General features: G+C 65.1%; 11 protein-coding genes. All 11 read left to right on the forward strand.

Features of this window, described 5'->3' with window-relative positions:
• Window positions 1-64 precede the first annotated feature (64 nt).
• The 11 genes from RKP46_RS18150 (at window position 65) to RKP46_RS18200 (ending at window position 13,434) form a co-directional block, all read left to right on the forward strand.
• Window positions 65-1,537, forward strand: a complete 1,473-nt coding sequence (locus RKP46_RS18150; RefSeq protein WP_311107926.1) for a sigma-54 dependent transcriptional regulator — start codon at window positions 65-67, stop codon at window positions 1,535-1,537.
• Window positions 1,537-2,883, forward strand: coding sequence for an AAA family ATPase (locus RKP46_RS18155; RefSeq protein WP_311107927.1), 1,347 nt, complete (start codon window positions 1,537-1,539; stop codon window positions 2,881-2,883). The genes RKP46_RS18150 and RKP46_RS18155 overlap by 1 nt, the downstream gene beginning before the upstream one ends.
• An 85-nt stretch (window positions 2,884-2,968) precedes the next feature.
• Complete coding sequence (locus RKP46_RS18160; protein WP_311107928.1) at window positions 2,969-4,789, forward strand: type II and III secretion system protein; 1,821 nt, start codon at window positions 2,969-2,971, stop codon at window positions 4,787-4,789.
• On the forward strand, window positions 4,786-6,093 hold the full coding sequence (locus tag RKP46_RS18165; protein ID WP_311107929.1) for a tetratricopeptide repeat protein: 1,308 nt from the start codon (window positions 4,786-4,788) through the stop codon (window positions 6,091-6,093). Before RKP46_RS18160 ends, RKP46_RS18165 begins: the two co-directional genes overlap by 4 nt.
• 51 nt (window positions 6,094-6,144) lie before the next feature.
• Complete coding sequence (locus RKP46_RS18170) at window positions 6,145-7,857, forward strand: ATPase, T2SS/T4P/T4SS family (RefSeq protein WP_311107930.1); 1,713 nt, start codon at window positions 6,145-6,147, stop codon at window positions 7,855-7,857.
• Between the two features lie 4 nt (window positions 7,858-7,861).
• Window positions 7,862-9,064, forward strand: coding sequence for a type II secretion system F family protein (locus RKP46_RS18175; protein WP_311107931.1), 1,203 nt, complete (start codon window positions 7,862-7,864; stop codon window positions 9,062-9,064).
• A gap of 7 nt (window positions 9,065-9,071) precedes the next feature.
• Window positions 9,072-10,616, forward strand: coding sequence for a hypothetical protein (locus RKP46_RS18180; protein WP_311107932.1), 1,545 nt, complete (start codon window positions 9,072-9,074; stop codon window positions 10,614-10,616).
• The gene (locus tag RKP46_RS18185) at window positions 10,613-11,215 is read left to right on the forward strand and encodes a hypothetical protein (RefSeq protein ID WP_311107933.1); all 603 of its coding nucleotides are present in this window, start codon (window positions 10,613-10,615) and stop codon (window positions 11,213-11,215) included. Before RKP46_RS18180 ends, RKP46_RS18185 begins: the two co-directional genes overlap by 4 nt.
• 87 nt (window positions 11,216-11,302) lie before the next feature.
• Window positions 11,303-11,737, forward strand: a complete 435-nt coding sequence (locus RKP46_RS18190) for a hypothetical protein (protein WP_311107934.1) — start codon at window positions 11,303-11,305, stop codon at window positions 11,735-11,737.
• Window positions 11,738-12,682: a hypothetical protein gene (locus RKP46_RS18195; RefSeq protein WP_311107935.1), complete on the forward strand. Its 945-nt coding sequence runs from the start codon at window positions 11,738-11,740 to the stop codon at window positions 12,680-12,682.
• Window positions 12,679-13,434 (forward strand): prepilin-type N-terminal cleavage/methylation domain-containing protein, encoded by a 756-nt coding sequence (locus RKP46_RS18200; RefSeq protein ID WP_311107936.1) that lies wholly within the window; start codon window positions 12,679-12,681, stop codon window positions 13,432-13,434. Before RKP46_RS18195 ends, RKP46_RS18200 begins: the two co-directional genes overlap by 4 nt.
• Window positions 13,435-13,557: the final 123 nt, after the last annotated feature.

Below are 13,557 nucleotides of genomic sequence, written 5' to 3' on the forward strand. Positions count from 1 at the left end.
TGGCGCTAATATAATTGTGGAATAATGCACATTTATCGTTTTCTCCTGTGCGGACAGGCATTACATGCGCTCACTGCCGAATCACTCAAGCCTCGACAAGCCTCTCCTGCTGCTGGTCGATGACGATCCGCTGATTTGCGACGGCTTGAGTCTGACCCTGAGCGGACGCTTCGAGGTCGTCACCAGCCAGGCGCGTTCACCCTGCCTGCAGTTGCTCCGGCAGTTGCGCAGAGCACCCGATCTGGCCCTGATCGACCTTGGCCTGCCGCCGCTGCCACATCGCCCGGACGAGGGCTTTGCGCTGATCGCCGAACTGCTCAGGCTGTCGCCCGGGATGCGCATCGTCGTCCTTTCCGGACAAAGCGACGAGGGCAACGCGCGCCACGCGCGCACGCTCGGCGCAGCGGAATTCGTCGGCAAGCCATGTCATCCGGCAGAACTGCAACAGGTGCTCGAACGCGCGCTCGCCTTCCACTCGGTTACCGGCGCCAGCGGTGCGGGCAGTGCTGGTGACGCGGGGTCACCGCTGATCGGCAGCAGTCCGGCCATCCAGAAGCTGTGGGTCCAGTTGCGCCAGTACGCCGAGCTGCCTTTCCCGGTGCTGATCGAAGGCGAGTCGGGCAGTGGCAAGGAGATCATCGCGGCGCGCTGCCTGCATCACGATACGCGCCGACGCAATCGACCGTTCCTGGCGCTCAATTGCGCCGCGATTTCACCCAACCTCGTCGAAGCGACCCTGTTCGGCTACGCCCGCGGTGCCTTTACCGGCGCCATCGCAAGCAAACCGGGCTACTTCGAAGACGCCGGCGAAGGCACGCTGTTTCTCGACGAAATCGGTGAACTGCCGCTTGAAGTCCAGGCGAAGCTGCTGCGTGTGCTGGAAAACGGTGACTACCAGCGTCTGGGCGAAACCCAGCGGCGCGTCAGCCAGGCCCGCATCATCGCAGCGACCAATCGGGATCTGCGCCAGGAGGTGAAGTCGGGCGCCTTTCGGGCCGACCTCTACCACCGCCTGTCGGTCTGTTCGATCAGCGCACCACCCTTGCGCGAAATGGGCAACGACAAGATCGTCCTGCTCGACCACTTCCGCCGGATCTACGCCGAACAGGCGCAGCAGGCCGCCTTTACCCTGAACGATCAGGCGACCGCTCGCTGGCTCGCCTATGATTTCCCGGGCAACGTTCGCGAACTGCGCAACATCGTCATCCGCCTGACGACCAAGCATGCCGGACAGGTGGTTGATCTGGCCCGCCTGGAAAGCGAACTCGATCTGCCCGACGAACCACTGGCGAGTGCGGCGCCGAACGGCGCAAGCGGCGGCGAAACGACGAGCGAGGCGATCGTCGCTGCCGCCACGCGGCGCCTGCGCCAACGCGAACCGTTCAGCCTTGACCGTCTGCTCGCAGCGACTGAACGCGGCTACATCGAAGCTGCGCTCAAGCTGGCGCACGGCAACGTCAGTCAGGCTGCCCGACTGCTCGGCCTGCACCGGACGACGCTCTACAATCGGATGGAATCCTCAGCGCGGGAGGACTGATGTATCTCGATCACTTTGGTCTGCGCGAACCCCCGTTCCGCATCACGCCGCACACCGAGTTCTTCTTTTCGGGTGCCAACCGCGGCGCCACACTCGACGCACTGCTCTACGCCATTACGCACGACGAAGGTATCGTCAAGGTCAGCGGCGAGGTCGGCAGCGGCAAGACGATGCTCTGCCGAATGCTGCTCGAAAGGCTGCCGGCGAACGTCGAAACGGTCTACCTGGCCAACCCGATGCTGACGCGCGACGAGATTCCTTTGGCGCTTGCCGCCGAACTCGCTCTTCCCTTGCCGCTGGAGCGCGGCCAACTCCTGCTCGGCGCTCTGCACGATCGTCTGCTGGAGATTTACGCCGGAGGACGACAGGTCGTCGTTCTGGTCGACGAGGCACAGGCCATGCCGCCGGAAGCGCTCGAAGAAATCCGCCTGCTGTCGAACCTCGAATCGAAACAGCACAAGCTGCTGCAGATCGTCCTCTTCGGCCAGCCCGAACTCGATCAACGCCTGAGCGCGACGGACCTGCGCCAGCTCAACGAACGCATCACGCACCGTTTCCGCCTCGCCGCGCTGTCGCGCGACGATGTCGGCGTTTACCTGGACTTTCGCCTGCGCGCCGCCGGCTACCACGGTCCCGCCCCGTTCACGCCCGCCGCGGTCCGCTTGATCAGCCAGGCTTCCGAGGGATTGACGCGAAGAATCAATATCCTCGCCGACAAGGCGCTGCTCGCGGCGTATTCCGAGGGGAAGCACGAGATCGGCCGGCGAGAGGCCATGGCGGCGATCCAGGACGCCGAGTTCAGGCCGCTTGGCGGTCGCCGCACCTCCCGCCTGATCTGGGTGGGTGGAGCAACAGTCGCCACCATCATCGGCCTGGGCGCACTGATCGCCGCGCAGAGCGAACTGCGTCACCTGCTCCCGGCGTCGACCGACACGGGGTCGGCGACCCGCGTGCCGTCCGCAGCAGCCGGCAATCTCGAGGCGTCTGCCTCCCCCCGGCCGACGATGTCGCTCGCCGAGCGCATTGCGGCGACCGACGAGTGGCTGCAGAAGACGCCCGACAGTCACTCGTTCATCCAGTTGCTGCTCACCGACGCCGACAACGAGCGCGAAGTGGACAGCTTTATCGGCCGCCAGGCCGGCGTTCTCGATGCCCGCCAGATTCGCGTCTATCGCGCGACCATGGGAGGACGAAATCGCCTGGGCGTGATCTATGGCGATTACCCGACGCGGAGCGCGGCCAACGCCGTACTTGCGGCGCTGTCGGAAAACCTGCCAAGCGGCAAGCCTTACGTCCGCTCGGTCGGCAAGCTGCGCCAGCCACTCCGCGAAGACTCCCGGAAGTGAGTTTCAAGCGCTAAAAATCATGAACTTGTGCGCGCGCCTGAGCGTGGTATCATCACCCCATCGTCTACCCGGAGGTGAGTCGAGCGTGTTCGCGCCATTTTTAGGCGTCGTCCTGTCCCTGCTTCTGCTGGCAGCGTGCACGCCGACGACACTGAGCGGTGGGCCGTCGCGCGGCCATCTGCAGGATTCGGCAACCAGCGCCCGCCCCAGCGGACCGATCCCGCAGCCTGTCCAACAAAGCGTATCGCTGCCCCGGCCGCGCGCCGTCGGCAGGACCGAGACTTATAGCGTCGTGGTCAACAACGTCAACGTGCATGACCTGCTGTTTGCCCTGGCGCGCGATGCGCGGCTGAACGTCGACATTCATCCGGGTCTGACCGGCGAGGTGACGCTGAACGCGATCGACCAGACGCTGCAGCAATTGCTCGTGCGCATCGCCAAGCAGATCGACATGCGCTTCGAACTCGACGGGCCGAACCTGGTCGTCATGCCCGACACGCCGTACCTGAAGAACTACACGGTCGATTACGTCAACATCGCGCGCGACGTGACCGGCACGATCTCGACCAACACGCAGATCTCGACCAGCGCGCTGGCCACCGGAGGCGGCGGCGCGGCGAATGCGAATACGTCCCGCCTGCAGATCGAAAACAAGTCGAAGAACCGCTTCTGGGAGTCGCTGGAAAAGAACCTGAAGGACTTGCTGCACGAGACCGACAAGGTATTTCCGGAGGGCTCGACCGAGACGGTCACCGAGCAGGCGGCGACGCAGAGCACCACCGGTACCGGCGCCCCGGCACCAGTCGTCAGAGCGCCACGCGGCAGCCCGGTGCAGCCGACGCTGGCGGCCAGTCCCAATCCCGCGACCTTGCAGAACAGCGGGGCGACGGTGGTCAAGCGCCTGACCTTCCGCGAAGCCGCGTCGGTCATCGCCAACCCGGAAGGTGGCGTGATCACCGTGCGGGCGACCAGCCGACAACACGAAAAGGTCCAGGAGTTCCTCGATCGGGTGATGGGCAGCGCCCGCCGCCAGGTGCTGATTGAAGCAACGATCATCGAGGTGACGCTGAGCGACGGCTACCAGCAGGGAATCGAATGGAGTCGCCTGCGCAGCGACAACAGCGGTTTCACGGTCAACAAGCCGGTGCTGACGACCAATGTACCAAGCGCCGTAACGCCCTACATCATCAAGTACGGGAACACGAATCCGCTCAATCTGATGACCACGGTCGAGCTGCTGCGCACCTTCGGCACGGTCAAGGTGCTGTCCAGCCCCAAGCTGGCGGTGCTCAACAATCAGACGGCGACGCTCAAGGTGTCCGAGGACTTCGTTTACTTCAGTGTCAAACAGGACATCGTCCCCGGCAATACCAATACCAATGCAACGGTGACGACCACGACCACGCCGCAATCGGTTTCGATCGGCTTCTTCATGAGCCTGACGGCGCAGATCAGCGATAGCGGAACGGTCACCCTGAACGTTCGTCCGTCGATCTCGAGCATTGCCGAGCTGAAGCAGGATCCCAATCCCGACCTGGCCAAGAACAACATCAAGAATCTGGTGCCGCAAATCCGCACGCGCGAAATCGAGTCGGTGTTGCGCATCGAGAGCGGCGACATCGCCGTCCTCGGCGGATTGATGGAAGACCGCCTGGACAACCGCACCGGACGGGTGCCGGGTCTCGGCGACCTGCCGTTCATCGGCGAAGTCCTGAACAATCGCGCCAACTCGTCGGCGAAATCGGAACTCGTCGTCCTGCTGCGCCCGACGGTGATCAGGGACGCCTCGCTGGAAGGCGATTTCAGCAATTTCCGGGACATCCTTCCGAAAAAGGACTTCTTCCGCAGCAACCCGGTCTTCCAGCCCTTCTCGCTGCCTGAAACGACGCCGGAGCCGCTGCAGTGAGCCTGTTGATGGATGCCCTGCGGCGAGCTGAAGAAGCCAAGCGGCAGATCGGCTCGACTCCCCGGCCGGCGACCGCCGAGGCACCGCCGGAACTCAGCCTGGACCCGCTGGAGCCAACCGCGCCTGAACCCGAACCAAGGCTGCCGCCGCTGGCTCGCCACCTGGAATCGGTCGACGCCGATCTGGCGGCCGCCGCCGAGTCGCAGAGCAAACGTCCGCCGGCGGCGGAAATCAGGACGCCCAGCCGGCCAACTCAGGGCGCCGAGGCGAGCGACCCGCGCGCAACGGCACGCAAGGTATTCGCTGCCAAGCAGTCGGTCCGCACACGTCCGGCGCTATGGCCGATTCTCGGCCTGCTCGCAGCGTTCGCGCTGATCATCGGCGGCTATTTCTGGTGGCAACTGCAGACGCTTGACGGCAAGCCGCCGATACCCGCGCCGCTTCCGCCAACCGCCGTCCCGGCGATGCCCGGCACAACCGCCAGCGAACCGCCACCGGCGCTACCGGTAACACCAGCCGTTCCCGCTGGCGCGCCGCCTGCGGCAGAAGCAAGTGTGCCCAACACGAGCGCAGCCGCGCTGCCGACGGCCGAGACCGCGGCGCCGCGCGTACGCCCGTCGTCAACAGCCGCGCCGACAAGCACCGCCCGGCTCGATGCGGCTGACCGGGAGATGAGTCCCTCAGTGCCGCACGCCGCCCGCGTACACCTGCGCCCAAGTGCAGCGCGGCCACCCGAGCCCGCCGAGACGATGCTCGCGCTGGCCTACGAAGCCTGGCTGGCCGATCGCCTGGACGACGCACAACGCGCCTACGAGCAGGTCCTGCGCGCAGACCCGAAGAACGCCGACGCGCTGCGCGGCCTGGCGGCGATCGCTCTCCGCCGCGGTCAGAACGAACGCGCGCACCAACTCTACCTGCGCGTGCTCGAGTCCGACCCAAGCGATGCGACCGCGCAAGCCGCCCTGGTCAATCTGCGTGGAGCCGGCGACAGCGGCCAGACGGAAAGCCGCCTGAAGACCCTGCTCGCCAGCCAGCCCGAGGCGGCGGCGCTGCACTTCGCCCTGGGCAACCATTACGCGCGTAGCGGCCGCTGGGGCGAAGCGCAGCAAGCGTATTTCGACGCCTGCCGGCTGGAGCCCGAGAACGCTGACCATCTTTACAACCTGGCGGTCAGCCTCGACCACTTGCGCCAGACGAAGCTTGCGGCGCAGTACTACGGCATGGCGCTGGTTGCTGCCGACAAGCAACCGAGCGCTTTCGACAAGAGCCTTGCCGCCCGGCGAATCCAGGAGCTACAGCCGTGAGCCCCGCGTACGCCCTGCCCTCACCGACGCTGACCAGCGGCTGATCCGCGCATGAAGCCCTCCCCGACGCAGAGCCACGCGAAGCCGCTCGGCCAGGTCCTGATCAACAAGGGCATCCTGAGCGAAGACCAACTGCGCATTTCGCTGCTCGAGCAGATGAAATCGAACCAGCCGATCGGCAAGCTGCTGGTCTCGCTGGGTTTCGTCTCCGAAGCAACGCTGCGCGACGCGCTTTCGGAAAGCCTGGGCAAACAGAGCATCGACCTGAGCAACGCGATCGTGGACGCTTCCGGTCTCAAGCTCATCCCGCGCGAACTGGCCAAGCGCCACCATCTGCTGCCGCTCGATTACGATCCGGACGGTCGACGGCTGACGATCGCCATTGCCGACATCAACGACATCGTCGCGCTCGACAAGCTGCGCGGACTGGCTGGCGACGAGATCGAGATCGACACGCTGCTCGCTGGCGAGACGGAAATCGATCGTGCGATCGATCAGTCGTACGGGCACGAGTTGTCGATCGACGGGATTCTGCATGAGATCGAAACCGGAGAAATCGACTTTCGCGGCCTGCAATCGTCCGCCGATGAATACAGCCAGCCGGTCGTTCGCCTGATCGACTCCATCCTCACCGACGCGGTCAAGCGCGACTCATCGGACATCCATTTCGAGCCGGAAGCGGGTTTTCTGCGCATTCGCTACCGTATCGACGGAATGCTGCGCCAGATTCGTTCGCTGCACAAGACCTACTGGCCGGCCATGGCAGTGCGCATCAAGGTGCTGTCGGGAATGAACATTGCCGAAACGCGCGCACCGCAGGATGGTCGCATCTCGCTCAACATGCGTGGCCGTCCGGTTGATTTCCGCGTTTCCGTGCAGCCGACGATCCACGGTGAAAACATCGTCCTGCGCATTCTCGACCGGCAGAAGGGCATCGTGCCGCTCGACGGGCTGGGTCTCGCCGATCGGCAACTCGATCAGCTCAAGCTGATGATCGCCCGGCCAGAGGGGATCGTCTTCGTCACCGGGCCGACCGGCAGCGGCAAGACGACGACGCTCTACTCGATACTCAACCACATCAACTCCGATGGGGTAAACATCATGACCCTCGAAGACCCGGTCGAGTACCCGATGACGCTGGTCCGCCAGACTTCAGCAAGCGAGTCGCTGAAGCTCGACTTCGCCAGCGGCATCCGCTCGATCATGCGCCAGGATCCGGACATCATCCTGGTCGGCGAGGTTCGCGACGCGGACACTGCGGCGATGGCTCTGCGGGCAGCGATGACCGGACATCAGGTCTACTCGACGCTGCACACCAATTCGGCGATCGGCGCCATTCCGCGGCTGCTCGACATCGGCGTCCTGCCCGACATCATGGCCGGCAACATCATAGGCATCATCGCGCAGCGTCTGATCCGCCGCCTGTGCCTACGCTGCAAGGTCCCCTACCAGGCGGAAGCGCACGAAGCACACCTGCTGGGCAGCCTGACCGACGGCGCGCGGCCGATCATCTACCGACCGAGCGGCTGCGAGCGCTGCGACTTTCAGGGCTATCGCGGCCGCATGGCCATCATGGAATTGCTGCGCGTCAATGGCGACATGGACGAGCTGATCGCGCGCCGCAGCACGGTGCGCGAAATGCGCCAGCTCGCCATTCGCCAGGGTTTCGCGACACTCGCCGACGACGGCCTGCGCCGCGTGCTCGACGGATCAACCTCGCTCGAAGAGGTCGGCCGGGTCGTCGACCTGACCGACCGGATGTAGGTCGATGCCACTGTACAGCTACAAGGCGGTCAACCCCGACGGACGCACCGTTCTCGGACGGATCGACGCAGTCAACCTGGTCGATCTCGACATGCGCCTGCGACGAATGGAGCTCGACCTGGTGCGCGGCGCGCCCGTCGGCAACCGCCGCCTGTTTGCCGGCGACCGTGTGCCACGCCAGGAACTGATCCACTTCTGCTTTCACCTCCAGCAACTGGTGCGCGCCGGCGTTCCCGTGCTCGAAGGGCTGTCGGACTTGCGCGACAGCGTCGACCAGCCGCGCTTTCGTGAAGTCGTCGCCAGCCTGATCGAGGCGATCGAGGGCGGCCAGACGCTCTCGCAGGCAATGGAAGCGCATCAGCGCGTCTTCGACGGCATCTTCGTCAGCCTCGTACGCGCCGGCGAGACCAGCGGCCGGCTGCCCGAAGTCCTCAAGAGTCTGCACGAATCGCTGCGCTGGGAGGACGAGCTCGCCGCCCAGACGAAGAAGATGATTGCTTACCCGGCTTTCGTCGGGACAGTTGTCCTCGCCGCTACGGCGTTCCTGATGATCTACATGGTTCCCCAGCTCAAGTTGTTCGTCAAGAACATGGGGCAGACCCTGCCGGCACAGACACAGGTCCTTTTTTTTGTTTCGGATCTGCTCGCCGGCTACTGGTACGCCTTGCTGCTCGTCCTCGCCCTTGCCATTCTCGCCTTGCGCCTCGTCCTGCAAAAGAACCCGCACGCGCGCTACCACTTCGACCACATCCTGCTCGAACTGCCCCTGGTTGGTCAAATCCAGCGCAAGATCATCCTCTCGCGCTTTGCGAACACCTTCGCCCTGCTCTTTGCTTCCGGCATACCGATCATCGAATCGATCCGCGCCACGCAGGGCGTCGTCGGCAACCTCGTCATCCGGAAAGGCCTCGAGCGCGTCGAGCAGTTGATCGGCGAAGGAAACAATGTGACCGGAGCGTTTCAGCAGACCGGCTTCTTTCCACCGCTGGTCATCCGCATGCTGCGCGTCGGCGAGAATACCGGCGCACTCGACGAGGCACTGGCCAACGTCAGCTACTTCTACACGCGCGACGTGCACGAGTCGGTTCAGAGGATTCAGCAACTGATCGAGCCGATGCTCACCGTCGTCATGGGCTGTCTGCTCGGCTGGATCATGCTTTCGGTGCTTGGCCCGGTCTACGAGGTCATCAGCCGGATCAGGCCCTGAGCACGCCATGCCCAGTCGCCGCCTGATCTACCTCACTGCACACCAGGCCGTCGTCTTCGCCTGGCAAGGCGGCCGACTGGGCGAAGTACAATCGTTCCCGGCGAGCGACAGCGGACATGCGCAGTTTGCCGATCATCTCGCCGACCACGCGCGGAGCATTTACCTGTTGCTGGTCAACGTCGCCGAAGAGGGCTTTCAGACTGAAACGATTCCGCTCCTGCGCCAGGCTGATCGCCGGGCGATCGTCGAGCGCAAGCTTGGCCAGATCTTCTTCAACGCGCCACTGACGACTTCGCTGTCGCTCGGCTACGCCAAGGCTCGGCGCAAGGACGAGCGAGTCCTGCTTGCCGCGCTCACCGACCACGCCTTCCTTGCCCCGTGGCTGGCCAGGATAGCTGCCGCCGGCGCACCCCTCGCTGGCATCCATTCGCTGCCGCTGCTCGGACCACTACTGTTGCGCGCGCTGGCCATCGGCGACGAACGCTGCCTCCTGCTGAGCATTCAGGATCAGAGCATCCGCCAAAGCTATCTGGAGAACGGACGTCTGCACTTCAGCCGACTGACGCCGCTGCACGGCAATGATGTCGAGGAGGTCGCGCAAAGCTTTGCCAGCGAAACGCTCAAGCTGCAGCAGTATCTGGTCAGTCAGCGCCTGTTGACGCGGCAGCAGCCGATCACCGCCTATCTGCTCGCGCACGCCGACGCGCGCCGAGCGATCGAGCGCCGTTGTATCGACACCGGCTCGCTGTCGTTCGTCATCCTCGATAGCGACGAAACGGCCCGCAAGTGCAAGCTCAAGACGGCACCACCGGACAGCCGCTGCGAAACGATCTTCCTCGGCCTGCTGGCGAACGCGCCACCGCGCGAACAATTTGCCAACGATGAACAGCGGCACGACTACCACCTCTGGCTGCTACGCTCGATCCTGCGCAGCGCCGGCGCCGCTGCCCTGGCCGGCTGCCTGCTTCTCGCCAGCACCGAGGTGCTCGACACTTACTCCTTGCACGACCAGATGCGCAGCTTGCAGGAAGAGACGGAAGCAGCGCGCCGGCGCTACGACGAGATCGTCAGAACCTTCCCCCCGATTCCCACGACCACCGACAACCTGCGCGCGGTGGTCGAGCGCTACACCGAGCTCGAACGCCACAGCCCGCTGCCCGAGGCGGCATACCGGATGATCAGCCGCGCGCTGGCGCTCGCCGGCCCGGTCGAGCTGGAAGCGATCGAATGGAAGATGGGTGGAGCACCAGCATCGGCGGAAGGCGTCAGCGAGGGGCTCGAAGAGCGCGGCCGAGAGCCTGGCGGCGAGCGCGAGACAGTCGTCGTGCACGGCCGAATAGGCGCGGACGAGGCGAGCAATCCACGTCAGGTGCTGCAGGTGCTGCATACGTTTGTCAACGCGCTGCGCGGCAACTCCGGGCTGGATGTGGTCGTCCTCAGGCAACCCTTCGATGTCGCCTCGGGCAAGTCACTGAAGAGCAGCAGCGCCGACCTCGATGACCGCCAGCCACGCGGCTTCAGCGTCCGGCTCAGTCGGGCAGCCGGTGCATGAAACTCGGCCGCGCTGATTTCCCGAAGCTTCGCTTCAGCCTGATGGCAGCGGCACTGATGCTGGCGGCCGGCACGGTCGCCGTCTATCTCTCGCATACCAACCGGGAGGCGGCCCAGGCAGCCAGGGATGCCGCCATCGCGGAACGCAACGAGGCAGAAGGTAAACTGCAGCAGGTACGCCAGGAAGAGGCCGACATCAGGCAACGTTCGCTCGTCTTCAAGGCCCTGGAGGCGCGCGGGGTGATCGGCGACGAGCAGCGCCTGGAATGGGTCGAACTCCTCAAGGACCTGCGCGGCAAGTACCGCTTGGCCGACCTGCAGTATGAAATAATGCCCCAGCGTCAGCTCGAGGGCAATCCGGCGGGCGGCTTCATCTTCTACGCCAGCTCGATGAAACTGCACGCCAAGCTGTTGCACGAAGAAGATCTGACCCGCCTGATCGGCGACCTGCGCAGGGATGCCAGAGCGCTGATACGGGTCCGCATCTGCAATCTGGCACGGTTGTCCGCGGAAACCGAAGAACGCAGCAAGGGCTTGGCCAATTTGTCAGCCGACTGCGAAATCGACTGGTTGACGCTACGCGACAGTGCAGCGAGATAGGCGCGCGCGATGAACCAAGCAGGCCGATGGCAACGCGCTATTGCCCCTGACGGGCAGAAGCAGCACCCGTTTGACCGAGGCCTTCCGATGAGCCGAGGTGGGCGCTGGCTCGCCCTCGCCCTGGCGCTTGCAGCAGGCTCGCCCGGCGCAGCGGCTGAACCGCTTGGGCGCCTGTTCTTCAGCGCCGAGCAACGACAGCAGTTGGACCGCCGGCGAGAGATGAATATCCTCGAGCAGAAGGAAGTCGCCGCCGAACCCAGCCTGACGATCGACGGCGTAGTGCTGCGCAGCAGCGGTCGGCGGACGACCTGGGTCAATGGGATCCCGCAAGACGAACGGCAAGCTGGGAGCAAGGTGACAATCCGGCCGCAGGCGACCGATCCGGGCAGGGTAGTCGTCCGCACGAGCGATGCACGCACCGTCGGCGCACGCGTCGGCGACACCCTCAACCGGCAGACGGGCGAGGTGACGGATGGCCTGAACGGCGGGCGAATCAGCGCCCGACCAGGCGCTGCGCGCTAGATGGGGCACGCTTGCCCGAAACAGCCGTGCCACCCGGCGCACGGCCGCGAACACGGAGCGGCTCTCCTGCTCCTGATGTTGCTCGCCTTTCTCGCTGCCTCTAGCTGGGTGATCCAGCAGCGCGGCGGCGAATCGGCGACCAGCGCGCGTGGCGCCGTCGACCGCACGACGCGCACCGCTCTTGCTCAGGCGAAAGAAGCGCTCCTCGGGCGCGCTGCCAGCGATGACAATCGACCCGGCAGCCTGCCTTGTCCGGACACCGACAACGACGGCGACAGCGAGATGTTCGCTGGTGTGCAGTGCCGCGCCTACGTCGGCCGCCTGCCGTGGAAGACGCTGGACATTCCCGAAGCGCTGGACGGCAACGGCGAACGTCTGTGGTACGCGCTCTCCGCCAACCTGCGTGACCACCCGAGCGCGCAGCCGATAAACGCGCAGCAGACGGCGCAACTCTCGCTCGACGGCAGGCCGAATATTGCGGCCATCATCTTCGCTGCCGGAGGTTCGCTCGCCGGCCAGAACGGGCGGCCGAGCAATGCCCTGGCCGATTATCTCGACGGCACAAACGCCGACGGCGACACTGCCTACGCCTCAGCTCGCGCGTCGCCGACGTTCAACGATGCCGCCCTGGCGATCACCCAGGAGGACCTTTTCCGCCCGGTCAAGCGGCGGGTTCTCGCCGAGGTTCGCGGTTCGCCGACGACCGCGGGCCTGCGCCGGTACCGCGCCGAGCAAGGGGCGTTCCCCTGGGCGGACAGCGGCGGCGACGGTTTTGCCGACAATGGCGAGGCGAACGGCAGCTTGCCCTACCGCGAGCTGAACATGATGCCGGCGCAGGCCTGGCTGAGCGACAACGCCTGGTTGCCGCTGATCGCCTATCAGCGCGTGAACGCCGACCTCGTGCGCATCGCCATCGGCAACGCCACGCTGGACGTCGTCCCTTGAAGTCGCCGCCCGGCCTGATGATCGCTCGCCGCGGCCAGGCACACGCGCGGCGGCTCGCGCAGGGTTTCTCGCTGGTCGAGATGGCCGTCGTCCTGGTCATCGTCGGGCTGCTGCTCGGTAGCGTGATCGTGCCGCTGTCGGCCCACCTCGAGCAGCGCCAGTACAACGAAACGCAGCAGCAGATCAACGACGTGCGCGAGGCGCTGTACGGCTTCGCGATGCTCAACGGCCGCTTGCCGCGTCCGGCGACAAGCGCCGCCGATGGCCTCGAAAACCCTGCCCCTTGTGCAAACGACGCGGCGTGCACGGGATTCATCCCGTGGACGACCTTGGGCGTCAAGAAGAGCGACGCGTGGAACAAGATCATTCGTTACAGCGTCACGCCGGCCTACGCCAACGCGGCGTTCACGCTGACGACGGCGGGCAACAAGAGGGTGCAGACACGCGACGCAGCCGGCAACACCAGTTTCCTGATCGGCAGCGCCGGGGGCTGCTCGCCGTGCGCGCCGGCCGTCGTCTTCTCGCATGGCCGGAACAACTGGGGTACGCGCGAGGATGGGACTCCCCTGGCTGACGGCTCGGCAACCAATCTCGACGAGGACGTCAACGCAGCCACACCGCCGACCAACAATTTCTTCGCCCGTCTGCCTTCGAGCAATCCAGCGGGCGGCGGTGAGTTCGACGATATTCTGGTCTGGATTTCTCCGTTCATTCTGATCAACCGGATGGTCTCAGCCGGCAGGCTGCCGTGAGCCACCGCATGCGCCACCGCCGCCAGCCCTGACAGCAAACCGGCGGCGCTCGCTCGCATTGACGCCGGCGAGGATTCTGGAGTCCAATAGCCCGATGCCCTGCTCCGCCACCCGTTGACGATG

Origin of the sequence: Accumulibacter sp., assembly GCF_031732815.1 — a bacterium.
Lineage (GTDB): Bacteria > Pseudomonadota > Gammaproteobacteria > Burkholderiales > Rhodocyclaceae > Accumulibacter.